Genomic DNA, 26,244 nt, shown 5'->3' with positions numbered 1-26,244 from the left:
CCAGCGCCGCGCAGTTCCCTGCGCCCGTCAGCGACGAGTACTTCAGGGGCGCGGGGAACTGCGCGACCAGCCAAGAACCCACCGCACATGACCACCGGCCGTGGCCGGGCCCGCCACCCGGGGTCTGGGGCAGCGCCCCAGTTTCGGGAAGGGGCGGGGAGGGGAGAAGCCCGCGCAGCGGACCCCCACCCGCACCAGACCGCAGGCCACCTACTCCAACCCCGACACCCGAAACACCGTCCTCGCCGCCTCCCGATCAACCCACTCCCCCAACTCCCCCAAAACCGTCACCCCCCAAAGCAACGTCCCCCTCTCCACACACCCCCTCGCATCCCCCTCCACCACCCGCCAAAGCGCCGGATTGGCCACGAGGACCTTCGGATCGAACTCCACACGCTCGCCGTCCGCGTCCCTCAGCACCACGCGTGGGGCCACCCCGTCCGCCCACCGCACGGACACCAGCCGGTCCGTCCGGACCACGTGTTCGCCCAGCACCCCCCTCGCCGCCAGCCACCCCGCCCCGGCGGTCACCCGTACCGGGACCAGGATGACCAGCAGCATCCCGGCCAGCCCCACCCACAGCGCCGTACGCTGCCAACTCGCCGTCTTCGCAAGGGCGTCGATCGCCACGAGCATCACCAGCAGCGTCACCCCGCACCGCACCGCGTGCCGTACGTCCTCGGCCCATTCGGTGTTCTGGTGCCAGGTGTCGGACGACGTCGTTCCCGCGCTCTCCATGCCGGCGAGGCTATGCGCGCCCGGTGGCCCGATCGACCGGAGTTGACGGTTCACTGACGGATGTCAGCCACTTCTGACGAGACCTTGATGAAGCCTTGGCGCAGGCAAACCCCACAAGACCCCTCAGCCCCACAAGACCCCTCAGCCCCGCACCACCTCCGTCCCCGCCCCCTCCGCCCCCCACTCGCTCCACGACCCGTCGTACACCGACACCTCCCGCCGCCCCGCCAGCTCCGCCCCCAGCGCCAGCACGCACGCCGTGACCCCCGACCCGCAGCTGACCACCAACGGCCTTTCCACCGGCCCCAGTTCATCGAACACGGCCCGCAACTCCGCCTCGCCCCGCATCCGTCCCCCGCCGTCCTGCAACTCCCCGAACGGCAGGTTCACCGCGCCCGGCATGTGGCCCCCGCGCACCCCCGCGCGCGGCTCCGGCTCCGTACCGGCGAAGCGGCCCCGGCTGCGGGCGTCGAGCACCAGAGGCCCGCTGCCGCCGTCCGCCAGCGCCTCGCCCACCTCGTCGCGCCCGACGAAGGCCCCGCTCCTCGGCCGCGCGGTGAAGTCCCCGGGTGCGTACGACGAAGCGTCGGAAGCGGCATCGCTCACCTCCCCGCCCGCCGCGATCCAGCCCGGCAGGCCCCCGTCCAGCACCGCGACCCGCTCCAGCCCCATCGCCCGCAGCATCCACCACGCCCGTGCGCTGGAGTAGATCCCGACGCTGTCGTACACGACCACGCGGCTGGCGTCATTCACCCCCAATGCCCGTACCGCAGAGGTGAATTGATCCGCCCCGGGCATGGTGTGCGGCGGCAGTCCGGGGCCGTGGTCCGACAGTTCGCCGTCGATGTCGAAGATCCTGGCTCCCGGGATCCACGGCCCGCGCCCCCGGTTCGCCCCCACGGAGGCATCGAGAACCACCAGCCCCGGCTGTCCCAGCCGCTCCGCCAGCCACTCCACCCCTGCCAACGGCCCCGGCCCGTGCGTCGCGCTCACAGCCCGCCCCCTTCGTTCGATGCGTTCGATGCGTACGTCGACGGGAACCGTATCCGCACCGTCAGGCCCCCCTCCGGCGCGGGATTCGACGTCGCCGTGACGGTCGCCCCGTGGGCGTGGCCGATCGACTCGACGAGGGAGAGGCCCAGGCCGGCGCCCCCGCCGCCGGTGTGGTGGAACGGTTCGAAGAGCAGCGGCACGGTCGCCTCGTCCACCACCGGACCGGTGTTGGAGACCTCGATGCCCGCCGGGCCGGTACGCAGCAGCACCTGCCCGCCCCAGCGGTTGTGCCGGACCGCGTTGAGGAGGAGGTTGTGCAGCAGGCGGTCCAGGAGGACGGCGTCGCCCTCGACCGTCAGCGGTCCGGCCTCGACGGAGATCGTCACCTCCCGGTCCGCCGCCTCCGCCGCCAGTGCCTCCGCGCTCGCCCGCGCCACCTCGTCGACCCGTACCGGATCACGGCGCTCCAGGCCCTGTTCGGAAGCGGCGAGCAGCAGCAGGCCGTTGATGATGCGCTCGCTCTTGTCGGCCACGTCGATGAGTTTCGTACGGATGCGGGCGACCCGCTCCGGGGCGGGATCGCCCGCCAGCCCGATCTCGGCGGCGGCCCGCTGGACCGCCACCGGGGTGCGCAGCTCGTGGGCGGCGTTGGCGGCGAACCGCTGCTGGGCGGCGACGAGGCGTTCCATCCGTTCCAGCATCGAGTCGAAGGTGTCCGCCAGGCGTTTGAGTTCGCCCGGCGGGCCCTTCAGGTCGATCCGGCCCCAGGGCTCGCCGGACGGAACCCCCAGCAGGTTGTCGCCGGACAGCCTGCGCGCGGTGTCCGTGATCACCGCGACCGGTCGCAGCACCCGCCCCGCCATCCACCACGCGAGCACCACCGAGGCCACCGAGTACAGCACGAGCACCCCCAGGGAGACCATCAGCAGCCGGTTGAGCGCGGCGGCCTCGGCGGCGTCGCTGAGCTCCTGCGCCACCGTGTAGGACGGCCGGAGCGACGACGGGGGGACCGCCCCGGAGGGCCACGGCGCCGGGCTCGCGGGCAGGACCGACGCGTGCGGCACCGGGGGCACCGGGGCACCCGACGAGCCGCTCGGCCGCGGCACGGGCGTCTTCAGCAGTCCGGCGGGCACGGCCGTCGTCACCGCCAGGCTGATCGACGTGTACAGCCCCTGCCGTACGAGCAGGTACACCACACCCGTCAGCAGCATTCCCGCGAGCACCAGCAGCCCGCCGTACAACATCGTCAGCCGGCCGCGCACACTCCTCATGCCGCTCCCGCGATCCGGTACCCGACGCCCGGCACGGTCTCCACCACCGGCGGTTCGCCCAGCTTGGTGCGGAGTTTGCTCAGGGTGACCCGGACCGCGTTCGTCCGGTAGCTGGTGTGCTCCTCCCAGACCTGCTCGATCAGGTCCTCGCCGCTGACCACCGCCCCGTCCGCCCGCAGCAGCGCCTCCAGTACGGCGAACTCCTTGCGCGACAGGTGCAGCGGGCGGCCGTGCCGGTCGGCCTGGCGGCGCGCGGTGTCCAGGACGATGCCGGCGCGTTCGATGACGGGCGGCAGGGCGGGGCGGGAGCGGCGGCCGAGCGCCAGGACGCGGGCGAGGAGCTCGTCGTACGCGAACGGCTTGGTGAGGTAGTCGTCGGCGCCGATGCCGAGCCCGTTCACCCGGTCCCGTACCGTCCCCGACGCGGTCAGCATCAGGATCCGGGTCTCCAGACCGAGGCCTACCACCCGCCGGCAGACCTCGTCGCCGTGGACGCCCGGCAGGTCGCGGTCCAGGACCATGACGTCGTACGCCCCGAACTCCAGCTTCCGCAGGGCCTGTGCGCCGTCCGCCGCGACGTCCACGGCGAGCGCGTCGCGGCGCAGCCCCTCGGCGATCATCTCCGCGAGGAACTCCTCGTCCTCCACCACCAGTACGCGCATGGGGCCCTGTCTAACCCACCTGCACCTTTCGTCGGTGTAAAGGCGGGCTTGAGAGAAACGAAACACCCCTCCGCCGCACCCTCCTTCCCATGACAGCCACGCGTACAGCCGAACGAGTCCGGCGCCTCCGGCGCCTCCGCCACTCCAGCCACCTCCGTCACGCAGGCCGGGCCACCGCCCTCGCGGCCCTCGCGCTCCTCACCACCGTCGCCTGCTCGGCGGGCGGCGGCACGGGCGGCACGGACACCGGGGACGGCGGCAAGACCGACAGCGGCGCCGGAAGCTCCGACGCCGGCGGCGAGGGCAAGAAGGCCGACCAGGCGCTGGAGTACCGCAAGTGCCTGCGCGACCAGGGCCTGGACGTGCCCGAGCCCAAGCCGGGCGAGAACCAGGGCGGCATCTCCATCGGCGGCGGCGACATGAGCAAGGAAAAGATGGAGAAGGCCTTCAAGGCCTGCAAGGGCAAGGGCGGCGGCATGGGCGCAGGCCGCGAGCTGACCCAGGCCGACAAGGACAAGGCGATCAAGTTCGCGGGCTGCATGCGCAAGAACGGTGTCGACATGCCCGACCCGAAGTTCGACGGGTCGATGCAGAAGGCGCTGCCGATGCCGAAGGCGGGCCCCGAGAAGGAGAAGTTCGAGAAGGCCATGAAGGCCTGTGAGAGCGGTGCCCGGTGACGCGCCGCAGGCTCGTCGTCACGGTGACCGCCTTCGTCCTGCTCGCGGGCGGCGGCGCGGCGGCCGTCGCCGCGTACGGCGCCCCCGACCAGGACAACACCGCCGCCACCCGGAAGGGCCCGCCGCGCACCACCGCCACCGTCGAGCGCGGCGACCTCAGCGACAGCAGCCAGCAGACCGGCACCCTCGGCTACGCCCAGGAACGCAGGATCAACGCGGGCCCGGGGGCCGGTTCGGCCGCGGGCACCTTCACCTGGATCGCGGGCACCGGCTCCACCGTCGTACGGGACCAGCGGCTGTACGAGGTCGACGGCACGCCCGTACGGCTGCTGTACGGCAGCGGCCCGATGTACCGGACGCTGAAGCCGGGCGACAAGGGCCGCGACGTGAGGCAGCTGGAGGAGAACCTGCGGGACCTCGGCTACGGCGCATACCTGACCGTCGACGAGAAGTACACGGACGGCACGGCGCGCGCGGTCAAGCGCTGGCAGAAGTCCCACGACCTCAAGCAGACCGGGCAGATAGGCCCCGACCAGGTGACCTTCGCGACGGGCCCGGTACGTGTGAAGGAGACGGGTTCGGCGGTCGGCGACCCGGCGGCCCCAGGACGGACGGTCCTGACGGTCACCGGCGCGGCACGCGTGGTGCGCTTCCAGCTGCCGGTCGCGGAGGGTTCGCTCGCGAAGGTAGGTACGAAGGTCACGGTGGACCTCCCGGACGGAACCTCCGTACCCGGCAAGGTCACCGGCGTCGGCAAGGTCGCCAAGGCGGGCGAGGACCCGAACGACAAGGAACCGAAGATCGACGTCACGGTGTCCTTCGACGACCCGTCGAAGGTCAAGGCCCTCGACCAGTCCCCGGTCACCGTCAACCTCACCGGACAGACTTCCCGGAACGTCCTGTCCGTGCCGGTCAACGCGCTCCTCGCGCTGCCCGGCGGCGGCTTCGGCGTCGAGGTCGTGGAGAACGGCAGGGGCCGGGACGTGAAGGTGGAGCTCGGCATGTTCGCGGACGGCCGGGTGGAGATCACCGGCGGCGCACTGCGCGAGGGCACGAAGGTCGGGGTGCCGTCGCTGTGAGCGGTACGGAACCGGAGGCGGTGGCCTCCGCGCCGGCCGAAGCGGTGGTCGAGCTGGCCGGAGTCACCAAGGAGTACGCGGGCGGGGTCAAGGCCCTCGACGGAGTCGAACTCACTATCAATCAGGGCGAGTTGACCGGCATCGTAGGTCCGTCTGGCTCCGGGAAGTCCACCCTCCTGCACATCATCGGCACCCTCGACAAGCCCACCACCGGCCGGGTCCGCATCGCAGGCCACGAGGTGTCGGCCCTCTCCGACCGCCGCCTCTCGGCGCTGCGCTCGCGCCACATCGGCTTCGTCTTCCAGTCCTTCCACCTGGTCCCCGGCATCAGCGCGCAGGACAACGTCGCCGAAGGCCTCCTCTACTCGGGCCTGCCCAGACCCCGCCGCCGCGCGCTGGCGGCCGAGGCCCTGGCCAGGGTGGGCCTGGCGGACCGAATGAAACACCGCCCGCACGAACTCTCCGGCGGCCAGAAGCAACGCGTCGCGATCGCCCGCGCGGTGGTCGGCCGCCCCGACCTCCTCCTCGCCGACGAACCGACCGGAGCCCTGGACACGGCGTCCGGCGCGGCGGTCATGGACCTGCTGCGCGACCTGAACGAGGAGGGCGCCACGATCGCCGTCATCACCCACGACACGGAGATCGCGGACCGGCTGCCGCGCCAGGTCCGGATCCGGGACGGCCGAGTGGTCGCGGACACCGCGGCGACGCGGGGCGCACGGACGGGGGTGCTCGCCTGATGCCGAAAACCCCCTCCAGGCTCAAAGCGGCCCGCCTCGGTCCCCGGGACGTGCTCCACGTCGGCTCGGCGGGCCTGCGCAGCCGTCCCGTCCGTATCGTCCTCTCCGCCCTGGGCATCGCCATCGGCATCGCGACGATGATCGCGGTGGTGGGCATCTCCGCCTCCAGCCAGGCCCAACTGGTCAGAGAACTCGACAAGTTGGGTACGAACATGCTGGTGGCGACACCGGGCGAGTCGATGTTCGCGGGCGGCGAGGTCAAACTCCCCGAGGAGGCGCTCGGCATGGTCGGCCGCATCAAGGGCGTCGAGCAGGCGGGCGCCACGGGCGACGTACCGCGTTCGGTGCGCCGTTCCGAGAAGATCCCCGAGGCGGAGACGAGCGGTATCGCGGTGAAGGCCGCGACCCAGGAACTCCTGGAGGTCCTGCGGGGCCGGATCGCCAAGGGCACCTGGCTCAACGCCGCCAACGGCCGCTACCCCTCCGTCGTGCTCGGCCACGTCACCGCCGAACGCCTCGGCATCACCGAACCCGGCCGCCAAGTCTGGCTGGGCGACCGCTACTTCACCGTCATCGGCATCCTGGCCCCGCTCCCGCTGGCCCCGGAGATCGAACGCTCCGCCCTGGTCGGCTGGTCCGCCGCGAAGAACCTGCTGTCCTTCGACGGCCACCCCACCTCCCTCTACGAACGCTCCACGGACGCCTCCGTACGCGACGTCCGGTCCCTGCTTGCCCCCACCATCGACCCGCACAACCCCCAGAACGTCCGGGTCACGGACCCCTCCTCGGCCCTCAAGGCGAAGGCGGCCACCGAGGGCGCCTTCTCCACCCTCCTCCTGGGCCTGGGCGGAATCGCCCTGCTGGTGGGCGGGGTCGGCGTGGCCAACACCATGATCATCTCGGTGCTGGAGCGCCGCCACGAGATCGGCCTGCGCCGCTCGCTGGGCGCGACGAGGGGCCAGATCCGCATCCAGTTCGTCACGGAGTCCCTGATGCTGTCGGGCCTGGGCGGCCTGGCGGGAGTGGCCCTGGGCGCGGCGGCGACCGGCGCGTACGCGGCCTCGGGCGGCCTCCCGTGGGTGGTCCCGCTCTGGGCGGTGACGGGCGGCTTCGCGGCCACCCTGGCCATCGGCACGGTCGCGGGCCTCTACCCGGCGGTCCGAGCGGCCCGGCTGTCCCCGACCCTGGCACTCCAGGCAGCCTGACGCCGCACATGGACTGTGACCCGCCCCACACCCCGAAACCCGATGACTTCCCCGCTCCCCACAGGTCCTAATAACAAGCAGGAACAACAACCGCCACGCAGACCGAGAAACGGGAACACCCCATGCCCACCCCCGCCACTCCCCCCAAGGGCCCCGCCAGCTACTTCCCCTCCATCGAGAAGAAGTACGGCCGCCCGATCGAAGAGTGGAAGACCCTCATCCGCTCCTCGCCCCTGACCAAGCACATGGAACTCGTCAGCTGGCTCAAGACCGAACACGGCCTGGGCCACGGCCACGCCAACGCCCTGGTCGCCCACACCCTCGCTGAGTCCACCTCGGACACCTCGGACACCTCGGACACCTCGGGCTCCTCCGTCAACGGATGAGCGACCGCCCCCCGGGCACCAGCCGAAGCACGCCACGACGAAGCCCCGGGCCACTGGGACCCGGGGCTTCGTCGGCGTGCGGTGTTACCTGACTCGCGGAGCGCGTCAGCTCAGGCTCAGCTCAGCTCTGCGTGGAGTCGCCTTCGCCCGCGTCCGCCTGCCCGTCGCTGTCGGCAGCCGCCCCTTCCGCCTTCTCGCGCATCTTGCGCAGGAGCTCCGCCTTCTGGTCGGCGGCACCCTTGCGGTCACGGTTGCGGTGCGGACCGTTGTCCGCCCGCTCGGCGCGGGACTGCCGCTTGCGCTGGCCGCCGCCCATGCCCACGGGGTTGTTGATGTTCTTGCTCACGGTCATGACAAGGACGTTACCCGGTTCCACCGCCCCCGCACGCCAGTCCAGCGGGCAGGGGGGTACTCGTCACTCGGTCCTGGCCGGCGGCGGATGCGGCCACCCGCCCTCGACGGCAGGCCCGCTGCCCTCCGGAACGTTCGCGGCCATCAGCGCCGCCGCCTCCCGGGCGTCGAGCCGGGAGCCGAGCTCGCGCCTCGGGAGGTGCGGCGTCCACCGCGACCATTCGAGGATGACGTTCCACAGTCCGTCGATCGTCGGCACCGCACGCGGAACCTCCTCGTAGAAGGGATCGGCCGTACTGCTGAGCAGGCTGAACGCGCCGTGCGAGGGGAACGGGAAGAACGCGCGCAGCGCCGGCTGTGCGTACAGCGCCTCGGCCAGTTCGGCGTCGCCCAGCCTGATCGTCCCGGAGCGCTCCAGGGTCAGCCGCCAGGCGGTCGAGACCACCTTCCCGGGCGGCGCCGCCTCCAACGGCGATGCCGCGAGCAACGGCCACTCGCGCATCAGCCCGCCGATCGTGGCTCCCCCGCGCCAGGCATGCAGGAGGTCGCCGACCAGCTCGAAGTCATCGGTGCTGGCGTACGCTCCCCGGATCGATCCGACCACGTCGATCTCGATGCGGAACTCGCGCTCGTCCGTGTTGGCCGCGTACACGGCGAACCGCGTCCCGCCCTGCGCATCCACACCGCCTGCGGCGGCCAGGGGCCCGTACCCCTCGACCGGCCCCAGCGGTTCGGTACGCCGTCCCCGCCGGACCGCCTCCCGGGCCAGCGCCTCTCCGAGGCTGCCGGAGGCGGCGAGCTCGGGATAGAGGACGGACCGCGCTTCGCTTGAACGTTCGGACATGCGCACACCTTAGGCAGCGGGAGCAGGACCGGTCGGGCGGATCGCGCACGACTAGGGGATCTCGGCGATCAGCCCCTCCACCAGGCGCTTGATCTCGTCGCGGATGGGGCGGACGGCCTCGACGCCCTGCCCTGCGGGGTCCTCCAGCTTCCAGTCGAGGTAGCGCTTGCCGGGGAAGACGGGGCAGCTGTCACCGCAGCCCATGGTGATGCAGATGTCGGACTCGCGTACCGCGTCGACGGTGAGGATCTTCGGGGTCTCGCGGGAGATGTCGATGCCGACCTCGGCCATGGCTTCGACCGCGGCCGGATTGACGGCTTCGCCCGGGGCGGAACCCGCCGAGCGGACTTCGACGCGGTCCCCCGCGAGGTGGGCGAGCCAGGCGGCGGCCATCTGGGACCGGCCGGCGTTGTGCACGCAGACGAACAGCACGGACGGTTTCGGTGTCGCGGTCATGGGATGGGGGTCCTCTCTCCGGGTGGGCGCTGTTCTCCGGAGCCGTTCTCCGGAGCCGTTCTCCGGAGCCGTTCTCCGGAACCGTTCTCCGGAAAGGCGCGCCCTCACGCATCAGCCCCTGCTGGTATCAGTGGGTGGTGATGTGAAAGTATCAGCCCATGCTGACTTCAGTCGACACTGATCTGTTGCGGGTGCTGGCAGACCCGCTCAGGTTCCGGATCGTGACCCTGCTCGCCCGCGAGACGCTGTGCACGACGCACCTGGTGGAGGAGACGGGCGCCAAGCAGACGAACCTGTCCAACCACATGAAGGTGCTGCGCGAGGCCGGCGTGGTGGACACGGAGCCGTGCGGGCGCTTCACCTACTACCGGCTGAAGCCCGAGGTCCTGGAGACGCTGTCGGAGCAGTTCGCCTCGCTGGCCTCCGCCGCCCGCGACGCGGCCCAGAGCAAGCGGGCCTGCTGATGGGAAAGCTCTCCACCCTCGACCGCTACCTCGCCGTGTGGATACTCCTCGCGATGGCCGTCGGCCTCGGGCTGGGCCGTCTGGTGCCCGGCCTGAACGACGTGCTCGCGAGCGTCGAGATCGGCGGGATCTCCCTGCCGATCGCGCTCGGCCTGCTGGTGATGATGTACCCGGTCCTCGCCAAGGTCCGCTACGACAGGCTGGACCGGGTGACCGGCGACCGCAGGCTGCTGGTCTCCTCGCTGGTCGTCAACTGGCTCGTCGGCCCCGCGGTGATGTTCGCCCTGGCCTGGATCTTCCTGCCGGACCTGCCCGAGTACCGCACCGGCCTGATCATCGTCGGCCTGGCCCGCTGCATCGCCATGGTCATCATCTGGAACGACCTGGCCTGCGGCGACCGCGAGGCCGCCGCCGTCCTGGTCGCCCTCAACTCCGTGTTCCAGGTCCTCGCGTTCGGCCTGCTGGGCTGGTTCTACCTCGACCTGCTGCCGCGCTGGCTGCACCTCGGCGACGGCCAGGGCCTGGACGTGTCCGTCTGGCACATCGCCCTGAACGTCGTCGTCTTCCTCGGCGTCCCGCTGCTGGCGGGGTTCCTCACCCGGCGCGTCGGCGAGCGGAGGATGGGCCGTGCCGACTACGAGGCGAAGTTCCTTCCCCGGATCGGGCCGTGGGCGCTGTACGGGCTGCTGTTCACCATCGTCATCCTCTTCGCACTCCAGGGAAAGACGATCACCTCGCAGCCGCTCGACGTCGTGCGCATCGCGCTCCCGCTGCTGGTCTACTTCGCGGTCATGTTCTTCGGCACCTTCCTCCTCGGCAAGAGCCTGGGCCTGGCCTACGACCGCACCGCCACCCTCGCCTTCACCGCTGCGGGCAACAACTTCGAGCTGGCGATCGCGGTCGCCATCGCCACCTTCGGAGTCTCCAGCGGCCAGGCGCTCTCCGGGGTGGTCGGCCCGCTGATCGAGGTGCCGGTGCTGATCGGCCTGGTGTACGTGGCGCTGGCCTGGCGGAAGAGGTTCGCCCCGGACGCCGCGGCGACGGCCGCGTAACCCGCCCCGGCGCGGGGCGAGTTGATCACACGACGGGGCTACGCCGCTCCAGCAGCACCACGTCCCGCCAGACGCCACGGTGGCGGCCGATTCGCTCACGGGTGCCGATGACGCGGAATCCGGCGCGTGCGTGGAGGGCGAGGCTGGCGGTGTTCTCGGGGAAGATCCCGGACTGGATCGTCCAGATCCCCGCCGCCTCGGTCGACCGCACCAGGGCGGCCAGCAGCAGCCCGGCGACGCCCCGGCCGCGCGCACGGGGGTGGACGTACACGGAGTGCTCGACGACACCCGCGTACGCACAGCGGTCGGAGACGGCGGTGGCGGCGATCCAGCCGAGCAGCGTGCCGTCGGCATCGAGCGCGCCGAAGCGGTGCGCGGCCGGCTTGGCGGCGTCGAACTCGGCCCAGGTCGGGGCGGTGGTCTCGAAGGTGGCGTTGCCCTCGTCGATACCGGCCTGATAGATCGCCAGGACCTGGTCCGCGTAATCACCGGTCAACGGCACGACCTGCGGGTCGACTTGAGCGACGGCGGCCTGTGGGACGACCCGGTCGGTCATCCGGCAGCCCCCGGACGGCGGGTGAGGAGCTGGCCCATGGCGGCCAGGACGGACGGCTCGACCCGGTAGTACACCCACGTACCGCGCCGCTCGGAGGCCAGCAGCCCGGCCTCGCGGAGCCTCTTCAGGTGGTGGGAGACCGTCGGCTGGGAGACGCCGACGTCGGAGATGTCGCACACGCACGCCTCGCCGCCCTCGTGCGAGGCGACCAGCGAGAACAGCCGCAGCCGCACCGGGTCCCCGAGGGCCTTGAACATGACGGCGGTCCGCTCGGCCTCCTCGGCCGTGAGCGGACGCTCGGACAGGGGCGGACAGCACGGAACGACGGCTTCCGGCTCCACCAGCGGCAGCACCTTCGTAGTCATGCGCCCATCCTCCGCAAAACTTCGACCAATGTCTATATTGACAACCACGAATACAAGACTCCAAGCTGGGGCCGGACAGCACATCGACAACCATCGAATCAACGGGAGCCCACCGTGACCGCTCTGCCCGTAGTAGTGATCGGAGCCGGCCCGATCGGCCTGGCCGCCGCTGCCCACCTCCTAGGGCGGGGGATCGAACCACTCGTCCTGGAATCCGGCCCCACCGCCGCGTCAGCGGTCCGGGAGTGGGCGCACGTGCGGCTGTTCTCCCCGTGGTCCGAAGTCGTCGACCCGGCCGCCGAGAAGCTCCTGGCCCCCACCGGCTGGGTACGCCCGGACGGCGCCGCCTACCCGTCCGGCGGCGACTGGGTGGCCCACTACCTCCAGCCCCTCGCCGACGTACTGGGCGACAAGGTCCGCACCGGAACCACCGTCACCGGTGTCTCCCGCACGGGCCGCGACCGTGTCGTCGACGCCGACCGCGAAGCCCAGCCGTTCCTGGTCCACCTCACCCGCGCCGACGGCACCGAAGAGCGCGTACTGGCCCGCGCCGTCATCGACGCCTCCGGCACCTGGAACACCCCGGGCCCGGCCGGCGGCAGCGGCCTCCCGGCCCTCGGCGAGAAGGCCGCCGCCGACCGCATCACCTACCGGGTCCCCGACCTCGACTCACCGGCCGTCCGGGCCCGTTACGCGGGCAGGCGTACGGCCGTGATCGGCTCCGGCGCCTCCGCCTTCACAGCCCTGGCAGGACTCGCGGACCTGGCCACATCCACCGACGGCAACGGCACCCACGCAGTGTGGGTCCTCCGCCGCCAAGGCATCTCCGGGAACACCTTCGGCGGCGGCGAGGCCGACCAGCTGCCGGCCCGGGGCGCCCTCGGTCTCGCAGCCAAGTCCGCCGTCGACAACGGCCACGCGGAAGCCGTCCCAGGCTTCCGTACCGCAGCCATCGAACGCGACGACACCGACCGCCTCGTCCTGATCGCCGAGGACGGCCGCCGCCTACCCCCGGTCGACGAGGTCATCGCCCTCACCGGCTTCCGCCCCGACCTGACCTTCCTGAACGAACTGCGCCTGGACCTCGACACCCGCCTCCAGGCCCCCACCGCACTGGCCCCGCTGATCGACCCCAACCAGCACTCCTGCGGCACGGTCTACCCCCACGGCCACCGCGAACTCTCCCACCCCGAACAGGGCATCCACCTGGTCGGCATGAAGTCCTACGGCCGAGCCCCGACCTTCCTCGCGATGACCGGCCACGAACAGGTCCGCTCCGTCGCAGCGGCCCTGGCGGGCGACCTGGACTCAGCCGACAAGGTCGAACTGACCCTGCCCGAGACAGGAGTATGCGGCGGCCCCGGACTCTTCAACGCCCCCACGACGGAACAGGCCGACGCAGCCGGCTGCTGCGGATCGTGACAGCGACAGCCCGCCCGGTTCAGCGCAGTCCCGCGAAGAGATCGTTCTCGGGTACGGCCGCGCCGGTGGCGTCCTTGACCCGTACGTACGTCTCCAGCCCCATCAACTCCCCGAACCTCTCCCTCCCCATCTTGAGGAAGAAGATGTTCTCGCCCTGACTGGCGTGCGCGGCCAGCGCGTCGTACTTCTGGTCGCTGAACGCGGTGGTGTCCACCCACGTGGTGATCTCGTCATCGGGAAGCCCGATCTCGGCCAACGCGGCGGTCTCGGCGGGATCCGGCTCGGGCATGTCCCCACCGAACTCGCTCATGATCTCCCCGAACCGCTGCATGGCAGAGCGTGGCATGGTCGTCCAGTACACCTTGGGTGTCAGGTCGGTCATCTCCACCGCGGCCATGGTGATGCGGTGGGCCTGGATGTGATCCGGATGCCCGTAAAACCCATTCTCGTCGTACGTGACCACGACATCGGGCCGGTACTCCCGCATGAGCTCCGCAAGCCGAGCGGCACCTTCCTCGACGGGGGTCTGCCAGAAGGCCCCCGGCGCGTCATTGCTGGCCCACCCCATCATCCCGGAATCGGCGTAGTCGAGCGTCTCCAGATCACTGATCTTGAGCGCATCACAACTCACCCGCAGCTCCTGACGACGCATCAGAGCCACAGCCTCCGGATCGTGCCCGGCCTCACCGGGCTTGACGCCCCCGGGCCCGTCCCCGCACCTGCCGTCGGTACAGGTAACAAGAACCGTACGAATCCCCTCCGCCGCATACCGCGCGAGAACCCCACCGGTCCCGGTGGCCTCGTCATCGGGATGAGCGTGCACTGCCATGAGCGTCAAGGGCCGATCAGCCATGAAATTGTCCTCCTGCAGAGTCGTGGTCCCCCACCCTTGCAACCACGCCAACCAACCCGCCTGTTCCCCATACCGCAGGGCCTTACGGTCCTGGGCGATCCAGCCCGACAGCCCTTCGGAGTCCAGCGCGACGACGCGCTCTGTCAGCCTGATGGCCGGCATGGTCGGTGGTGAGAGTGACCTTGCCTTCTCTTCGCCCCGAGCGGCAGCAACCTGGTCAGCGGTCCAACCACCGGTGGTGAACCGGTCCAGCTCGTCCTCCGACGCATCTGGGACTCACAGGTGCCGCCATGAGCGACCCGTGTGCGCCCGGGCGATCGCCTTGGCGACCTCCTCCACCGGCCGTCGTACCCGCCCTGCGGGTTCTACCTTTTGGCGGAAAGCATTGTGCTCCACGACCTCATTTCGGAGGGGTGCAATTCCGTTTGCCGGTGGTTCGTATCCGAAGGGCCTTCTTTTCCCTCGTTGAGATCAGTGCCGTCGCGGCAGGAAAGGAATTTCCCCCTGAAAAACCGCGGATACAGTGCCTGGCCTGGTGGGCTGTGTTTGGACAGTCATGCGGTCCGTTCAGGTGGTCGTGAGCGGCTGACAGGATGAGGGAACGTGTCCTGATGAAAGTGTCGGCGAATTCGGGATAGAGAGCTGAACGGTCCGCCGGGATGTGACGGCGGATGACTCCGTTCACATCTCTCAGGAGGCGTACTTGCTGTCCCGATCGAATCCACCAGAGCCAAGACCCGAGCCGAGCAGACGAGCCCGTCGTGCCGGTGCCATCGGTGTGACGCTGCCCCTGGTGGCATCCAGTCTCATGCTGTCGGCCGTTCCGTTCGCGCAGGCGGCCGGCAAGGCGCCGGGTGACGGCACGGTCACCGTGCACGTGGTGCGGGAGGTCAACGCCAACGGTCTGTGGGACCGGGTGCTGGAGCCCGGCATGTCCGGGGTGGAGGTGCGGCTGACGGACGATGCCGGGAACACCATCACCGGCAGGACGGGGGCGGACGGCAATGTCACCCTCGATCCGTCGACCAGCACGCTGACCGGTGGGAAGTACCGGGTTCAGGTGATGAACCCGAAGCCCGGCACCTGGTACTCGGCGTTCGCCAACCGTGACGGCCGGCTGAGCCAGAACACGGACGCCCTCTCCAGCACGGAAGAGTTCGTCGACGTCAACGGCGGCAACAAGGTCGAGGTCACCACGGCGTTCTGGAAGCCGGCGGACTACTGCCAGAAGAACGCCGACGTGGCCACCGCGTGTATCCGCAAGGACCACACCACCGGTCCTGTCGACCCGGCGGACCGCACGCTGATCTCGTTCCCGTACAACGCGCAGGGCAACCAGGCCGAGACCACGGACCTGTCGACCAAGCAGGTCACGGGTGCGCTGTACGGCATCGCCTACTCCAAGCAGAAGAAGTGGATCTTCTCCGGTGCCTTTGCCCGGCGTGGTTCCGCCTACGGTCCCGGCGGTCCCGGCGCGATCTACCTGACCGACCGGAACGGCAACACCACGACGCAGTTCACCACGGTCCCCAACGCGGGCACCACCGCCCACGTGATGGACACGGACGCGGACCTCGCCTTCAACCCCGCGGTGAACACGGAGGGGCTCGGTGACGTGGACATCACCGAGGACGGCAAGGACCTGTATGTCGTCAACCTGAAGGACAAGAAGCTCTACCGCTACGACGCGACGCAGAAGACCGCGGCGGCGCCGAAGGCCTCGTACGACATTCCCGACCCGGGCTGTTCGGACGAGGCGGACTGGCGGCCGGGAGCGATCGGCATCGAGGACGAGAAGGTCCTCGTGGGTGGTGTCTGTTCGGCGCAGACGTCCCAGGACAAGGCCGACATGCGGGCCGTGGTGCAGACCTTCGATCCCGAGACCGGTGACTTCACCGGTGTCGTGATGAACGAGAAGCTGGACTTCAAGCGCGAGTGGGCCGACACCCTCGCCAGCTGTGCGGGTGGTGGCTGGTACCCGTGGTCGGACGTGTGGCGCGACACGCAGGAGGCGACGCTCGACGGGGGGACCCGCAACTGCAACGGCGGGCGCACGGCCTACCCGCAGCCGTTCCTGGCGGACATCGTCACGGAGATCAACGGGGACCTGGTCCTCGGCTTCCGTGACCGGTTCTCGGACCAGTCCGGCATGAACATCATCCACCGCAGGACCAACGGCGCGGTCCTGAACGTGGAGAACATGTCCGGCGGCGACATCAACCGGGCCTGCCCGGGCGCGGACGGCAAGTTCGAGATGGACGGCAACGGCGGCTGCACCAACAACTCCACCAACGCCGCCGTCAAGGAGTTCTACGCGGGCGACTGGCGCACCGGCTGGCACCCGGAGTCGGCCTTCGCCGGCATCGCGATCTCGAAGGTCGAGGAGAAGCTGATCACCTCGGGCATCGACGTGACCGGCGCCACCTTCACCGCCGGTTCCATGCGGATCAACCGGTTCACGGGCCAGACCGTGGCCAACGACGGCAACATGCAGAACAACGTGTGGGGCAAGGGCGGCGGCATGGCCGACCTTGAGGTCATGTGCGACCTGGCGCCGATCCAGATCGGCAACCGCGTCTGGTACGACGTCGACAAGGACGGCATCCAGGACCCGGGCGAGCGGCCGGTCCCGGGTGCGACGGTCAACCTGTACGACAAGGACGGCAAGCTCGTCGCGACGACGAAGACCACCTCCCGGGGTGAGTACTACTTCGACAGTCTCAAGGACGGCCTGAAGTTCGAGACGCAGTACACGATCAAGATCAACAACCCGGCGGACTACGCCGACGGCGGCCCGCTCTTCAACTGGACCGTCACGAAGAACGACGCCGGCACCAACGACTTCATCGACAGTGACGGCAAGGTCCCGGCCGGGGGCAAGTTCCCCGAGCACACCATCACCACGGGCAAGGCCGGCCAGGACAACCACACGTACGACTTCGGGTACCACCTCCCCGACCCGGACGTCGACATCGAGAAGAAGGACGAGGCGACCGACTCCGACGCCGACACCGAGGCGGAGAAGGTCGTTCTTCCGGACACGCTCCAGAAGACCCTCTACATGGACATCACCAACAACGGCAAGGAGCCGTTGGTCAAGGTGGAGGTCGGTGACGTCGTCACCAAGGGCGGCGCCAAGGTCACGGACCTGAAGTGCGACTGGCCCGACGGCACGTCCAGCTTCGACCCGACGGGCAAGAAGGTCCGCTGGGACAACACCTTCGCCACCGCGCCGGAGAAGCCCAAGTCCCGCTTCGCGGTCGGCGCCACCTACAAGTGCACCGCCCTGCTGACCGGCACCAAGGTCGAGGAACTGCACGGAGACAATTCCCGCGTCGACGGCGAGGGCGAGATCTCCGGCAAGCACGTCGAGGACGAGGACCCCTGGCACGGCGAGCCCATCGCGGGCGGCGTCAAGGTGATCAAGGTCGACGCCAAGACGAAGAAGCCCCTCTCCGGAGCGGTCTTCCAGCTGTGGCGCGACACCAACGGCACCGACGGTCTGCAGCGCGACGGCGACACCCCCGACACCAAGGTCAACGCGCCCGTCACCACCGGCGCCGACGGCGTCGCGGCCGCGGGCAAGCTGGAGCCGGGCACGTACTACTGGGAAGAGACCAAGGCCCCCAAGGACTACAGCCCGCCGAAGCCCCCGGTCTTCGGCCCGCTCGTGGTGAACAGGGACAACGCCACCACCGGTGTCAGCATCACGGCGGAGAACCACAAGCCGGACATCGACATCGAGAAGAAGGACAAGGAGACCAACTCCGACGCCGACACCGAGAAGGACAAGGTCGTCGTCCCGGACACCCGGGACAAGACCCTGATCCTGGACATCACCAACAACGGCACCGAGCCGCTGATCAAGGTCGAGGTCGGCGACGTCGTCACCAAGGGCACCGCCAAGGTCCGTGACCTGAAGTGCAACTGGCCCGACGGCACCTCCAGCTTCGACGCGACGGGCACCCGGGTCCGCTGGGAGAACACCTTCCCCGTCCCGCCCGCCAAGGCCAAGTCCCGCTTCGCGGTCGGCGCCACGTACAAGTGCACCGCCCGCCTGACCGGCCTGGTGGCCCGTCAGATCCACGCCGACAAGTCCGTCGTCGACGGTGAGGGCGAGTTCTCCGGCAAGTCCGTCAAGGACGAGGACCCGTGGAACGGCGTCCCGCCGGAGATCAAGCTGCTGAAGAAGGACGCCAAGACCGGCAAGCCGCTCCAGGGCGCCGTCTTCCAGCTGTGGCGCGAGACCAACGGCACGCCGGGCCTCCAGCGCACCGGCAGCCGCCGCGACACCAAGATCGGGGCTGCCTGCGCCACCAACGCAGCGGGCATCTGCTCCTACTCGGGCAAGAACTACAAGCTCGGCGCGGGCAGCTACTACCTGCAAGAGCTGGCCGTCCCGGACGGCTACGTCATGCCGGCCCGGACCGTCTTCGGCCCCTACAAGGTCACCAAGGACAAGTACGTCCTGACCGTCACCCTCACCAACAAGCCCGGTGAGGAAGAAAAGAAGAAGAAGTAGCAACTTCTCCTCCCACACCGGCACAACACACGCGGCCTCCCCACCAACCAGGCGGGGAGGCCGTTGCCGTCCTGCACGTCCCGGCCTGTCGGTCCAGATACGCAGGGCTGCTCGCTCGTCACGGTTCACGGCTCATGTGTTCACACGCAAGCGAGTCACCGATGTGTCACTCGGCCCTGGATGCACTGGCCGCCGAGGGCACCCCGGTCAGAGTTCCCTCCCCACCGCCTCCGGCGCCCTGGCGGCCGAACTTGGCCACCGCCCGCCCGTCCCGCGAGGTTCCGCGGAGCAAGCACCTGGCCGGCGGGTGGCCGATCCTCCATGCGAGGGCAGGGCGGGCTGAGCGTCCTGCCATGGCCGCTTCCGCGCCCCTCGGCAACGGCGGCAAGCACAAGCACCCCGCGCCGCTGATCGAACGCCGCAGCGACGGCCTCGCCATCCGCACGTCACGCTGGCCGGTGTCGGCGAACTTCGCTCGGGAGCCCACCACGACTGCTTGACACTCGGCCACGGCCGCCGTGTCCGAGGTCTGGACAACAAAGAAGCCCCGGCCTCTGGCCTGGGGCTTTCGTGGGTACTGCGTGGAGCGGGTGACGAGAATCGAACTCGCGCTCTGAGCTTGGGAATCACCCTGGACTTCGACCCATAAATAACCTCTGAACTGGGGCGAGGCCTGTCTGGGGGTGATCGGAGAAATCTCCGCTGACAACGACCGCCGGTCTTGGTACGCGCACCGCACTTCGCCATGACAACCCCCTGGAACGAGTACCCCTGCCACCGGTGAAGGGGTTGCGGAGATCGCCTTGCTGCTCAGCCCAGCTGTGAAGGCATGAACCGGCCGGGTTGGGACCGGCGGAGCCTGCTGAGGCACCCCACTCAAGGGCACTGATGGTTCAGAGGGGGACGATGCGTATGCGACCGCCGCACAACTTCGTCATGTCGTCGGCGTCGGAGGTGAGAAGCGCGACCGGCCCCGGCTGCCGCAGGGCCACCTCCGCCACGGTGGCGTCGATGGCGTACTTGTGGCCGTGCAGCCCGCTGTCTTTCAAAAGTTCGGCTGCGGCCTTGGCCGCCTGCTCGGTGACCGGTTCCACCTTGACCCGCGACAGCGTCCAGTTGAGGCGCGGCATGTTCGTACGCGCATGGCTGACCTCCACGATCGTGTTCGCCCCCACGACCAGGTCCGCACCCATGTCATGGAACACCCGCAGCATCGCGAGGACCTTGCGGTCCTGCGCGACCCAGGCCGACAGCCCCTCGGAGTCCAGGACGACGGTCTCGACGCGCTCCGTCATGCCGCACTCGATCGCTCGCCGGTGCCGGCGCCACCAAAGATCTTCGAGTGAGCCTCGGCGAGCTCTTCCTCGGTGAAGCTGCCGTGCTCTTCCTCATGGCGTCGCAAGTCATCCCCGAGTAGCTGGTGCCGGATCTGCCGGGCCACGGCCTCCGCCACATACCCGGAGATGTTGTCCGTGAGCTTGCGAAGCTCGGCCACCTGCTCGGTGGGCAGGGTGACGGTGATCCGCGTCGTCGAAGACATACAGCGAGCATACTGGAGTATGCGCGGGCGCTCACCACGTGGCCGTGACGGTCGAATGGTGCTCGTCGACGACGTCAAGGTCCAGGACACAGTCCGTCGGGATGTGCAGAGGCGCGCCCTCCAGCTCGCTGTACTTGAGGTGGCCACGCAGACTCGGGGCGGTGTGCAGCCTCAGGTCGCGGCTGATGGCCAGCAGTCCGCTGTCGAAGAGGCGGTGGATGTCGGCACGCAGCAACAGCCCTTCCTCGACGCGGTGGCGCTCGGTCTTGGCGAAGGGTCGGATGTGGGCAGCCTCCAGCACCTCGGCCGGTGCCGGCCCTGTCGCGGCGCAGATCATGCCGTAGTGAGCAACCAGCGCTCTGCGGAAGGCGTCCTGTCCGCGCCGAGCCGCTATCGTCGTCCGCCGCCTCCCGCCGGGGAGCTCCAGGGGATGCCGGCGGCCTGTCCGTGGGGCATGCCCTTTGCCCGGAAGGCGGATCCCGCGGGCGGCGACGGCGGCGAGCGTACGTTCTCGGTCCAGGGCCTTGATCGACTGCTGGTCGGACTTGCTGAGGCTGAGTTCTGCCAGTTGAGCCTTGTTCAGGCAGCCCTCAAGCGGCTGCCAGGTTCCGCCGTAGTGGGCCTGGTAGGTGCTCACCGGTATCACCTCCACCGTCGGATCAGGGAAGACGCTTCCGCAGGGACTGCACCGGAAACGGGGTGCTTCCGTGACGCGTTCCTTGAAGCCCGTGCTCCTGCAACTCGGGCACCTTCGGCGGAGTTTCTCCTGGTCGGGTGTCACGTCCAGCTTCTCGACGTACGCCACGCCAAGGGCTTCGAAGCTGTTCCTCACCACCACCAAGTCGCCGACTGCAACTCGCAGATGGTTTCCGACAGTCGAGTCGTAGCTGTAGGACTCCTCCGCCACATCCTCGTAGCCGGCGTTCCCCTGGAACTGGCGCTCCTCGCCGGCGACCAGGAACGACCATGCTCTGCCGCTTGCGATGGTGATCGCTGCGTCGACATCGCTCATGGCGAGAGCATATGGGTGGCCACCGACAGCGGTCCCCCGCGAGCGCACGCCCCGGAACTGGCGCAAGGTGCGAGGGGAAGCCTGCACAACGACAAAGCCCCGGGCCTCTGGCCTGGGGCTTTTCTATGGAGCGGGTGACGAGAATCGAACTCGGGCTCTGAGCTTGGGAATCAGCGATGACTATTGGCCGGAATCGTTCTGACCTGCCGAAACGGGGCACTCGACAGGCCCTCTTAGTTGGCGCGGAAGCTTGTGCCTCACCGTGTCTTACCGCGGTATCTGGCATGCATCTGGCACAACCTGGCTGCGCCCGAGCTCGGTTGGGCGACGGGCAAGAGCTTCAGAGCTGCATGGATAAGGATTTTCCTAGGTGACGGATTGCAAAAAGGCGGATCTAATCCGACGCATGATCATTAGAAGGGTTAGGGCAAAGTGGCTGAGTAGTATTAGGAGAACTCCAGTCAGCCAGCGATTCACCTTCTCCATTCCCATTCCAGACGCGACCGCCAAAATCCCTGCGGCTACGAGTGCGACAAGCAGAGCGTAAGTAACGTTCGCCTGGAGCTCTTTGGCCAGCTTCAAGCGTACGTTCTGTGCATTAATCCCGCCGGCTTGTGCTGATTTGGCGGCGACGTCGAAGAGGAGGACCAGTAGGTTAAATAGGAGTCCTGCGAGAATGGCGAAAGCAGCGAGAATGTTTCCGACTCCCTGCAACTTCCATTCCAGGGCTGTCCCGACAGTACCTACTATTACTGGGACCCCGCAGAAGAATGAAATTTCTCCCCAGAGAATGTTATTATTGGCGTGACTGCGTAGCGTTCGAAAATGGTCCTTTACGATCGGAATGAGGTCAATCATTCGGATCAACGGGAACCTCCAGTCGATAGTGACCCCAGGCGTCCGGCCACGCGAAGTCTCGGCGCATAATTTGCACGCTCATGCCCATAGTCGGTGCGAGATCCTCGGCAAGTTCCTTGGATTTTGAGTACAACCAACTATCCGTAAGTAGGCTTACTCCGTCTTTGCGCATTTCGGCGTCCAAGTCGTAAAGCATTGCTGGTGTTGTGCCAGAGGAGACCGATAGTGTCCTGGTTGAATTGGCCACCCTGACCTCGACCTTCATTTCACGGTACTCCACGCCACGCCACTCCAGCATGCTTGAAACATCGGTCTCGCCGCTGATGATGGATTGGATTTTGCTCTTTCCGAATGAAAGGCGCCGCGGGGGCCTCATCACCACTTCAACACTTCCAAGTTCGCGTTCTTCACCCCCCATTCCCAGTGCATCTGCGACGTCATCCGGAATTGCTTGTCGAACCAAACGAATCTTTTTCAGCTCACCACTCTCTAGGTAGATCCCAAATGCTGCCTCAGAGGTCATGTTGTTGATCTCTAGAGTGTACCCGTGGTGTTTAGCTCCAAATGCCTTCTTGAATGATTCAGAAAGTGCTGAGACTACCCCATTTCCCTGAAAGCGCTCGGTGAAGAGCAGGCCGGCTTTTGAGTTGGCGGGAAGGATTAGATAGTTCCTGAGATCGGTCAAATCTACGTGATCTTCCTGTTTCTGGAAGATCACCTGCCCCGTTGAGCGCTCCCTAATGCGTGATTGTGCGCCGTAGGCACCGTAGGCAAGTTTGAATTGCAAAGAACGATCCCGCTGAATGATCTCTTGGCATTCGAGAGAGCGTTCTTTGTCTTCGATTTCGAAGGGGCGTTCTTGAAGGTGGAGTAGGTATCCGTAAAACTCCTTAAGGAGGTCCCCTCCTGTCCGATCGAAGTCATCAAGTGCTAGGTAGTCGTTCTCTCGGCTCTTGCGAATCCGGATCGCGTAGCTGGCAAGTGTGTGCTTCGCCATCGGCACCTCCCCTGGTGAGCCTCCGATCTTCGCACAGAGGTAGGGGAGTTGAGTTGGATTTGGGGGTTCTGATGGCTGCTGGTGACTAGCGTTCGGCGACCGCACTGAACCACGGTGTCGTCCCTGCGAGCTTGGGTACCACCGAAGGTGACGCATAGTCGATGGCGCTCGAATCGGTGTGTCAGTTCTGACGCCACCGTTCACGGTGCCGTCGCACGCATTCCAGGTCGAGGTCGTGATGCGGGTGGGTGCGAAGGGTTCCGGCCTTGACGCCCCCGCGAAGGATGCTCAGATCATCATTGATGATAATGGCGCCCATATCGAGCATTACGTGGCAATTTGGGCACAGGCAAAGGGTGTTCGCCGTAGTGTCGGGGCCGTTGTGAGGGCTACCCAGAGCCTGCATGTGAGCACCCTCGCTGTAGCTGCCGCCTGGTACCTCGATCCGCAGAGCGCAGATCTGGCAGCGGTTGTCATGCCAAGTTTTTACCTGACGCTTTACAGCGCTGCTTCGGACGATGCGCTGGACGGTAGTGGTTACTCGCTCCGGTGACTCATTGCCGGTTGGAAGTTGAGGTACGCCGGAGTCTGATGGCTCGCTAAGGCTCGGAAGCGCTTCTTGCGGAGCTGGCTTGGGAAGCGGGGTCCCGTCGTACGCCTCCAAGCGGAATTGCCAGATCAGGTAGCCATCGATCCCAAGTTTGCTGCCGTAGCTTGTGACGCGGAAGAGCCCGTCATACCTGTATCCCTGAGTCGGAGACCACTGCGATCCGCTGTGGGCACCCCGTAGAACGCGGACGGGAAGGCCTTCGAGGTAACTAGTGACTAGCGCTGCGTTGCCCGCGTCGTTCAGGCTCTGATCGCTGACCTGGTTCCCTGATGAGTCCTGGCCGCCGTGGCCGGTGTAGACGATGACATCACCGAAGTCCTCGTCGTCTTTGTATCCACCAGACACGACGATCGACTCGGCACCGCTCCGTCGAGTTCCGCAGATGCCGGCTTGGAGCGGGCGATGGATGCCGGCTTCGTGGGCGAGTCGTCGGCTGGCGAACGCCTGGCCGACCTGGGAGTTGGGCACTTCACCAATCATGGGTACAGCCTTGCATCCGGCACTGACAGTGGCCTTCATCGTCGTCGCTGGTCTGCGAGAAGGTCGGTGGAGCGGCTTTGGCCGGTGTCCTGCCCGGTTTGGGGTTGAGCATGATCAGGGGGCCGTACGCTGGCTGGCAACTCGGGCAGGCTGTGCACCTGCCCGGAATTTGAACGAGTGGCCCCCTGGTCTTGCTCAACGCGGGACCTGAACTGGGGAGGTGGGTAAAGCCGTGGAACCGGCCGCCCCAGCCACCCACCACCCCCCTCTTGAACCCGCACCGTTCCCGTCCTCCTGCTCTCCCTCCGCCTGCCACGCTCCTGCTCTCCCGTCCTTCCCACCCTGGGGTCGCGGACGGTGGTCTGGTGCCCCGGCTGGGCCTGGGAGCTCTCCTGGCCTGTGCCCTGTCGCAGGTCTGGTCTTCTCGCTCGGCGGTCGGCGTGCCGGTGGTGGGACGGCCTTGTGGGTGGAGGGTGGCGTCTCTCCGGGAAGGGGATGTGCGCTCTCGGAGTCCGGGGGTGTTCTTAGGTTTGGTCAAAGCGTGAAGCAGGCACCCCGGCGGAGCATTGCAGAGCGGGGGCCAGCCGGGGCGGGGGAGCGGGGCGGAGACAGAGCGCACCCGCCCCGGCAGGCCACCGCGCGGCCGGTTGACCGGCCGTGGGGTGGGGCCTGTAGCGGCGGCTTGGCACAAGGCGATTGACCTGACCCCGCCGGATGCGACGCAGGAGCAAGAGCACACAGCACCAGGAGAGACACGTCCGCCCGCAACCCGCCAGGAACAGCCGCCTCCACCGCCGGGCACGGCCTGCCGCAGACCGTGAACGTCCTGCCCGCCCGAACGGGATCATCGCCCGGAGTTGCCCCGTGCCCCTTGCCTGCATTGCAGACACTCCCTCTCCGCACGCACCCCGGAACGAGGTAACTCCGACTACCGCCGAACACAGCCTGGCCCTCCGCCCGTTGCTGCACTCCTGCGACTCGTCTCCCTCCCGCTACCTCTTGTTCTCCCCCTCCCCCGCCCACCGGGCGGGGGAGCCTTGATGAAGTAGGGAAAGTACTACCGCGCTGGGATCATGCGGCGTCCGTCGTGGGTCCGCACATGCGGCTTGTCTCCGTCCAAGGCGTCCCGCAGGCGGATCGCGTAGACCTCGGACATTCGCTCTGCGACTTCCTCGGGCGTAAGCCAGGCAACTGCCGTCGATTCGTCCGACGTGCGCTCGGTGCCACCGGACGGCTTGCACCGAAACACCAGGGCTACCACTCCTCGTGTGACGTTCTTGTAGACCCCAGTGAGCCTGTCCACCTCAACGTGGATGCCGGTCTCCTCGAAGATCTCCCGGCGTACGCCGGCCTCCGGAGCCTCTGCTAGTTCCAGCACCCCGCCCGGTGGCTCCCATGTCCCGTTGTCTGCGCGTCTGATCGCCAGCACACGCCCGTCCTTACGGATGACTGCACCGGCGACGGAAACTGAATGGAGTGGTGGCATTCTTCCTTGCCCCGTTCAGGCCGCATCGGCTCCTGGCGTGTGTCCGTGCTCCAGGTAGACCGGAATCGCCACCGTGCGTGCGTGAACTGCCGCCTGGATTCGTCGGGCAAGTCGGGGGATCGTGCGGGATTCGATCTCGGAGATTTCGACGTACTCGAAACTCTTCAGCTCGGCCGCTTGCAAGCTGATCCGCTGGTGCTGCTCGCGGGTAAGCCGTCCACCGTCGAAGAGGTACAGCACCTTGTCGCCCTCGTGCTCGCTGGGGGCCCAGTCGACGGCTAGAAGGTTCCCCAGAGTCGGCGTGATGCCGAGTTCCTCTCGGACCTCCCGTCCGGCAGCCTGCAACGGCGACTCACCCTTCTCGACGTATCCGCCGGGGATGTCCCAGTAGTCCTTGTAGGTGGGCTCCACCATGAGCAGTCGCCCGGCATCATCAAAGAAGAGCGCACCCGCAGCCATGCGCGGATGCGCCATCTTCGCTTCGTGCTCGTTCATCGCCGTCATGTGATCGAGCGTACCTACGTCAAACGACGTGCAGCCGGTCAGCCAGTTCTGCCATAGGACGACTCGGGCGGCCGCGCTGGTTGCGTACCCATGACAGGACGAGTTCCCGCGCCATGTAGTG

28 protein-coding genes are annotated in these 26,244 nt (G+C 68.0%); 10 read left to right on the top strand and 18 right to left on the bottom strand.

Going from position 1 to position 26,244, the window contains the following annotated elements; genetic code table 11:
* Positions 1-210: 210 nt before the first annotated feature.
* From ACZ5PB_RS29685 to ACZ5PB_RS29670, 4 genes are all read right to left on the bottom strand, one after another.
* Entirely contained in the window at positions 211-738 is a 528-nt protein-coding gene (locus tag ACZ5PB_RS29685; RefSeq protein ID WP_468695297.1) for a hypothetical protein, read from the bottom strand.
* A gap of 141 nt (positions 739-879) precedes the next feature.
* Complete coding sequence (locus ACZ5PB_RS29680) at positions 880-1,731, bottom strand: sulfurtransferase (protein WP_468695295.1); 852 nt, start codon at positions 1,729-1,731, stop codon at positions 880-882.
* A complete protein-coding gene (locus ACZ5PB_RS29675) occupies positions 1,728-3,002 on the bottom strand; it encodes an ATP-binding protein (protein ID WP_468695293.1) in 1,275 nt (424 codons plus the stop codon). The genes ACZ5PB_RS29680 and ACZ5PB_RS29675 overlap by 4 nt, the downstream gene beginning before the upstream one ends.
* Positions 2,999-3,664 carry a response regulator transcription factor gene (locus ACZ5PB_RS29670; protein WP_468695291.1) on the bottom strand — a complete coding sequence of 222 codons (666 nt, stop codon included), beginning with the start codon at positions 3,662-3,664 and terminating at the stop codon, positions 2,999-3,001. The genes ACZ5PB_RS29675 and ACZ5PB_RS29670 overlap by 4 nt, the downstream gene beginning before the upstream one ends.
* An 89-nt stretch (positions 3,665-3,753) precedes the next feature.
* Between ACZ5PB_RS29670 and ACZ5PB_RS29665 the strand changes: the two genes are divergently transcribed.
* From ACZ5PB_RS29665 to ACZ5PB_RS29645, 5 genes are all read left to right on the top strand, one after another.
* A complete protein-coding gene (locus tag ACZ5PB_RS29665) occupies positions 3,754-4,341 on the top strand; it encodes a hypothetical protein (protein ID WP_468695290.1) in 588 nt (195 codons plus the stop codon).
* The gene (locus ACZ5PB_RS29660) at positions 4,338-5,420 is read left to right on the top strand and encodes a peptidoglycan-binding protein (protein WP_468695288.1); all 1,083 of its coding nucleotides are present in this window, start codon (positions 4,338-4,340) and stop codon (positions 5,418-5,420) included. The genes ACZ5PB_RS29665 and ACZ5PB_RS29660 overlap by 4 nt, the downstream gene beginning before the upstream one ends.
* Entirely contained in the window at positions 5,417-6,160 is a 744-nt protein-coding gene (locus ACZ5PB_RS29655) for an ABC transporter ATP-binding protein (RefSeq protein WP_468695286.1), read from the top strand. Before ACZ5PB_RS29660 ends, ACZ5PB_RS29655 begins: the two co-directional genes overlap by 4 nt.
* Positions 6,160-7,365 (top strand): ABC transporter permease, encoded by a 1,206-nt coding sequence (locus ACZ5PB_RS29650; RefSeq protein ID WP_468695284.1) that lies wholly within the window; start codon positions 6,160-6,162, stop codon positions 7,363-7,365. The genes ACZ5PB_RS29655 and ACZ5PB_RS29650 overlap by 1 nt, the downstream gene beginning before the upstream one ends.
* Before the next feature lie 122 nt (positions 7,366-7,487).
* Positions 7,488-7,751, top strand: coding sequence for a DUF4287 domain-containing protein (locus tag ACZ5PB_RS29645; protein WP_468695282.1), 264 nt, complete (start codon positions 7,488-7,490; stop codon positions 7,749-7,751).
* A gap of 121 nt (positions 7,752-7,872) precedes the next feature.
* Here the strand turns inward: ACZ5PB_RS29645 and ACZ5PB_RS29640 are convergent, their stop codons facing one another.
* From ACZ5PB_RS29640 to ACZ5PB_RS29630, 3 genes are all read right to left on the bottom strand, one after another.
* Entirely contained in the window at positions 7,873-8,103 is a 231-nt protein-coding gene (locus tag ACZ5PB_RS29640) for a DUF6243 family protein (protein WP_468695280.1), read from the bottom strand.
* Positions 8,104-8,166: 63 nt separating this feature from the next.
* Positions 8,167-8,946, bottom strand: a complete 780-nt coding sequence (locus tag ACZ5PB_RS29635) for a DUF6193 family natural product biosynthesis protein (RefSeq protein WP_468695278.1) — start codon at positions 8,944-8,946, stop codon at positions 8,167-8,169.
* Positions 8,947-8,997: 51 nt separating this feature from the next.
* Positions 8,998-9,402 carry an arsenate reductase ArsC gene (locus tag ACZ5PB_RS29630; RefSeq protein WP_468695277.1) on the bottom strand — a complete coding sequence of 135 codons (405 nt, stop codon included), beginning with the start codon at positions 9,400-9,402 and terminating at the stop codon, positions 8,998-9,000.
* Positions 9,403-9,560: 158 nt separating this feature from the next.
* Between ACZ5PB_RS29630 and ACZ5PB_RS29625 the strand changes: the two genes are divergently transcribed.
* Both ACZ5PB_RS29625 and arsB read left to right on the top strand, forming a co-directional pair.
* Complete coding sequence (locus ACZ5PB_RS29625) at positions 9,561-9,866, top strand: ArsR/SmtB family transcription factor (protein WP_468695275.1); 306 nt, start codon at positions 9,561-9,563, stop codon at positions 9,864-9,866.
* Entirely contained in the window at positions 9,866-10,918 is a 1,053-nt protein-coding gene (arsB, locus tag ACZ5PB_RS29620) for an ACR3 family arsenite efflux transporter (RefSeq protein WP_468695273.1), read from the top strand. Before ACZ5PB_RS29625 ends, arsB begins: the two co-directional genes overlap by 1 nt.
* 25 nt (positions 10,919-10,943) lie before the next feature.
* On the opposite strand, the gene ACZ5PB_RS29615 is transcribed toward arsB, so the two are convergent.
* Positions 10,944-11,474 (bottom strand): GNAT family N-acetyltransferase, encoded by a 531-nt coding sequence (locus ACZ5PB_RS29615; RefSeq protein ID WP_468695272.1) that lies wholly within the window; start codon positions 11,472-11,474, stop codon positions 10,944-10,946.
* A complete protein-coding gene (locus tag ACZ5PB_RS29610) occupies positions 11,471-11,839 on the bottom strand; it encodes an ArsR/SmtB family transcription factor (RefSeq protein ID WP_468695270.1) in 369 nt (122 codons plus the stop codon). The genes ACZ5PB_RS29615 and ACZ5PB_RS29610 overlap by 4 nt, the downstream gene beginning before the upstream one ends.
* Before the next feature lie 123 nt (positions 11,840-11,962).
* On the opposite strand from ACZ5PB_RS29610, the gene ACZ5PB_RS29605 reads away from it, so the two are divergent.
* On the top strand, positions 11,963-13,261 hold the full coding sequence (locus ACZ5PB_RS29605; protein ID WP_468695321.1) for an NAD(P)-binding domain-containing protein: 1,299 nt from the start codon (positions 11,963-11,965) through the stop codon (positions 13,259-13,261).
* A 19-nt stretch (positions 13,262-13,280) separates the two neighbouring features.
* Here the strand turns inward: ACZ5PB_RS29605 and ACZ5PB_RS29600 are convergent, their stop codons facing one another.
* The gene (locus ACZ5PB_RS29600) at positions 13,281-14,114 is read right to left on the bottom strand and encodes a PIG-L family deacetylase (protein ID WP_468695319.1); all 834 of its coding nucleotides are present in this window, start codon (positions 14,112-14,114) and stop codon (positions 13,281-13,283) included.
* 793 nt (positions 14,115-14,907) lie between these two features.
* On the opposite strand from ACZ5PB_RS29600, the gene ACZ5PB_RS29595 reads away from it, so the two are divergent.
* Positions 14,908-18,636, top strand: coding sequence for a SpaA isopeptide-forming pilin-related protein (locus tag ACZ5PB_RS29595; RefSeq protein ID WP_468695269.1), 3,729 nt, complete (start codon positions 14,908-14,910; stop codon positions 18,634-18,636).
* A 353-nt stretch (positions 18,637-18,989) separates the two neighbouring features.
* Positions 18,990-19,136 (top strand): hypothetical protein, encoded by a 147-nt coding sequence (locus tag ACZ5PB_RS29590; RefSeq protein ID WP_468695267.1) that lies wholly within the window; start codon positions 18,990-18,992, stop codon positions 19,134-19,136.
* 393 nt (positions 19,137-19,529) lie between these two features.
* Here the strand turns inward: ACZ5PB_RS29590 and ACZ5PB_RS29585 are convergent, their stop codons facing one another.
* From ACZ5PB_RS29585 to ACZ5PB_RS29550, 8 genes are all read right to left on the bottom strand, one after another.
* Positions 19,530-19,931 (bottom strand): DNA-binding protein, encoded by a 402-nt coding sequence (locus ACZ5PB_RS29585; protein WP_468695266.1) that lies wholly within the window; start codon positions 19,929-19,931, stop codon positions 19,530-19,532.
* A complete protein-coding gene (locus tag ACZ5PB_RS29580; RefSeq protein WP_468695264.1) occupies positions 19,928-20,176 on the bottom strand; it encodes a type II toxin-antitoxin system CcdA family antitoxin in 249 nt (82 codons plus the stop codon). Before ACZ5PB_RS29580 ends, ACZ5PB_RS29585 begins: the two co-directional genes overlap by 4 nt.
* Positions 20,177-20,207: 31 nt before the next feature.
* Positions 20,208-21,188, bottom strand: coding sequence for an HNH endonuclease (locus ACZ5PB_RS29575; RefSeq protein WP_468695262.1), 981 nt, complete (start codon positions 21,186-21,188; stop codon positions 20,208-20,210).
* 366 nt (positions 21,189-21,554) lie between these two features.
* Complete coding sequence (locus ACZ5PB_RS29570) at positions 21,555-22,046, bottom strand: hypothetical protein (RefSeq protein WP_468695261.1); 492 nt, start codon at positions 22,044-22,046, stop codon at positions 21,555-21,557.
* Complete coding sequence (locus tag ACZ5PB_RS29565; RefSeq protein WP_468695259.1) at positions 22,039-23,043, bottom strand: hypothetical protein; 1,005 nt, start codon at positions 23,041-23,043, stop codon at positions 22,039-22,041. Before ACZ5PB_RS29565 ends, ACZ5PB_RS29570 begins: the two co-directional genes overlap by 8 nt.
* A 181-nt stretch (positions 23,044-23,224) precedes the next feature.
* A complete protein-coding gene (locus tag ACZ5PB_RS29560) occupies positions 23,225-24,133 on the bottom strand; it encodes a YDG/SRA domain-containing protein (RefSeq protein WP_468695257.1) in 909 nt (302 codons plus the stop codon).
* A gap of 1,057 nt (positions 24,134-25,190) precedes the next feature.
* Positions 25,191-25,619 (bottom strand): NUDIX hydrolase, encoded by a 429-nt coding sequence (locus ACZ5PB_RS29555; RefSeq protein ID WP_468695255.1) that lies wholly within the window; start codon positions 25,617-25,619, stop codon positions 25,191-25,193.
* A 15-nt stretch (positions 25,620-25,634) separates the two neighbouring features.
* Entirely contained in the window at positions 25,635-26,123 is a 489-nt protein-coding gene (locus ACZ5PB_RS29550) for an NUDIX domain-containing protein (protein ID WP_468695253.1), read from the bottom strand.
* Positions 26,124-26,244 lie beyond the last annotated feature (121 nt).

This window comes from Streptomyces sp. NPDC032721 (genome assembly GCF_055579625.1).
This window is presented reverse-complemented; position numbering and strand designations above follow the sequence as displayed.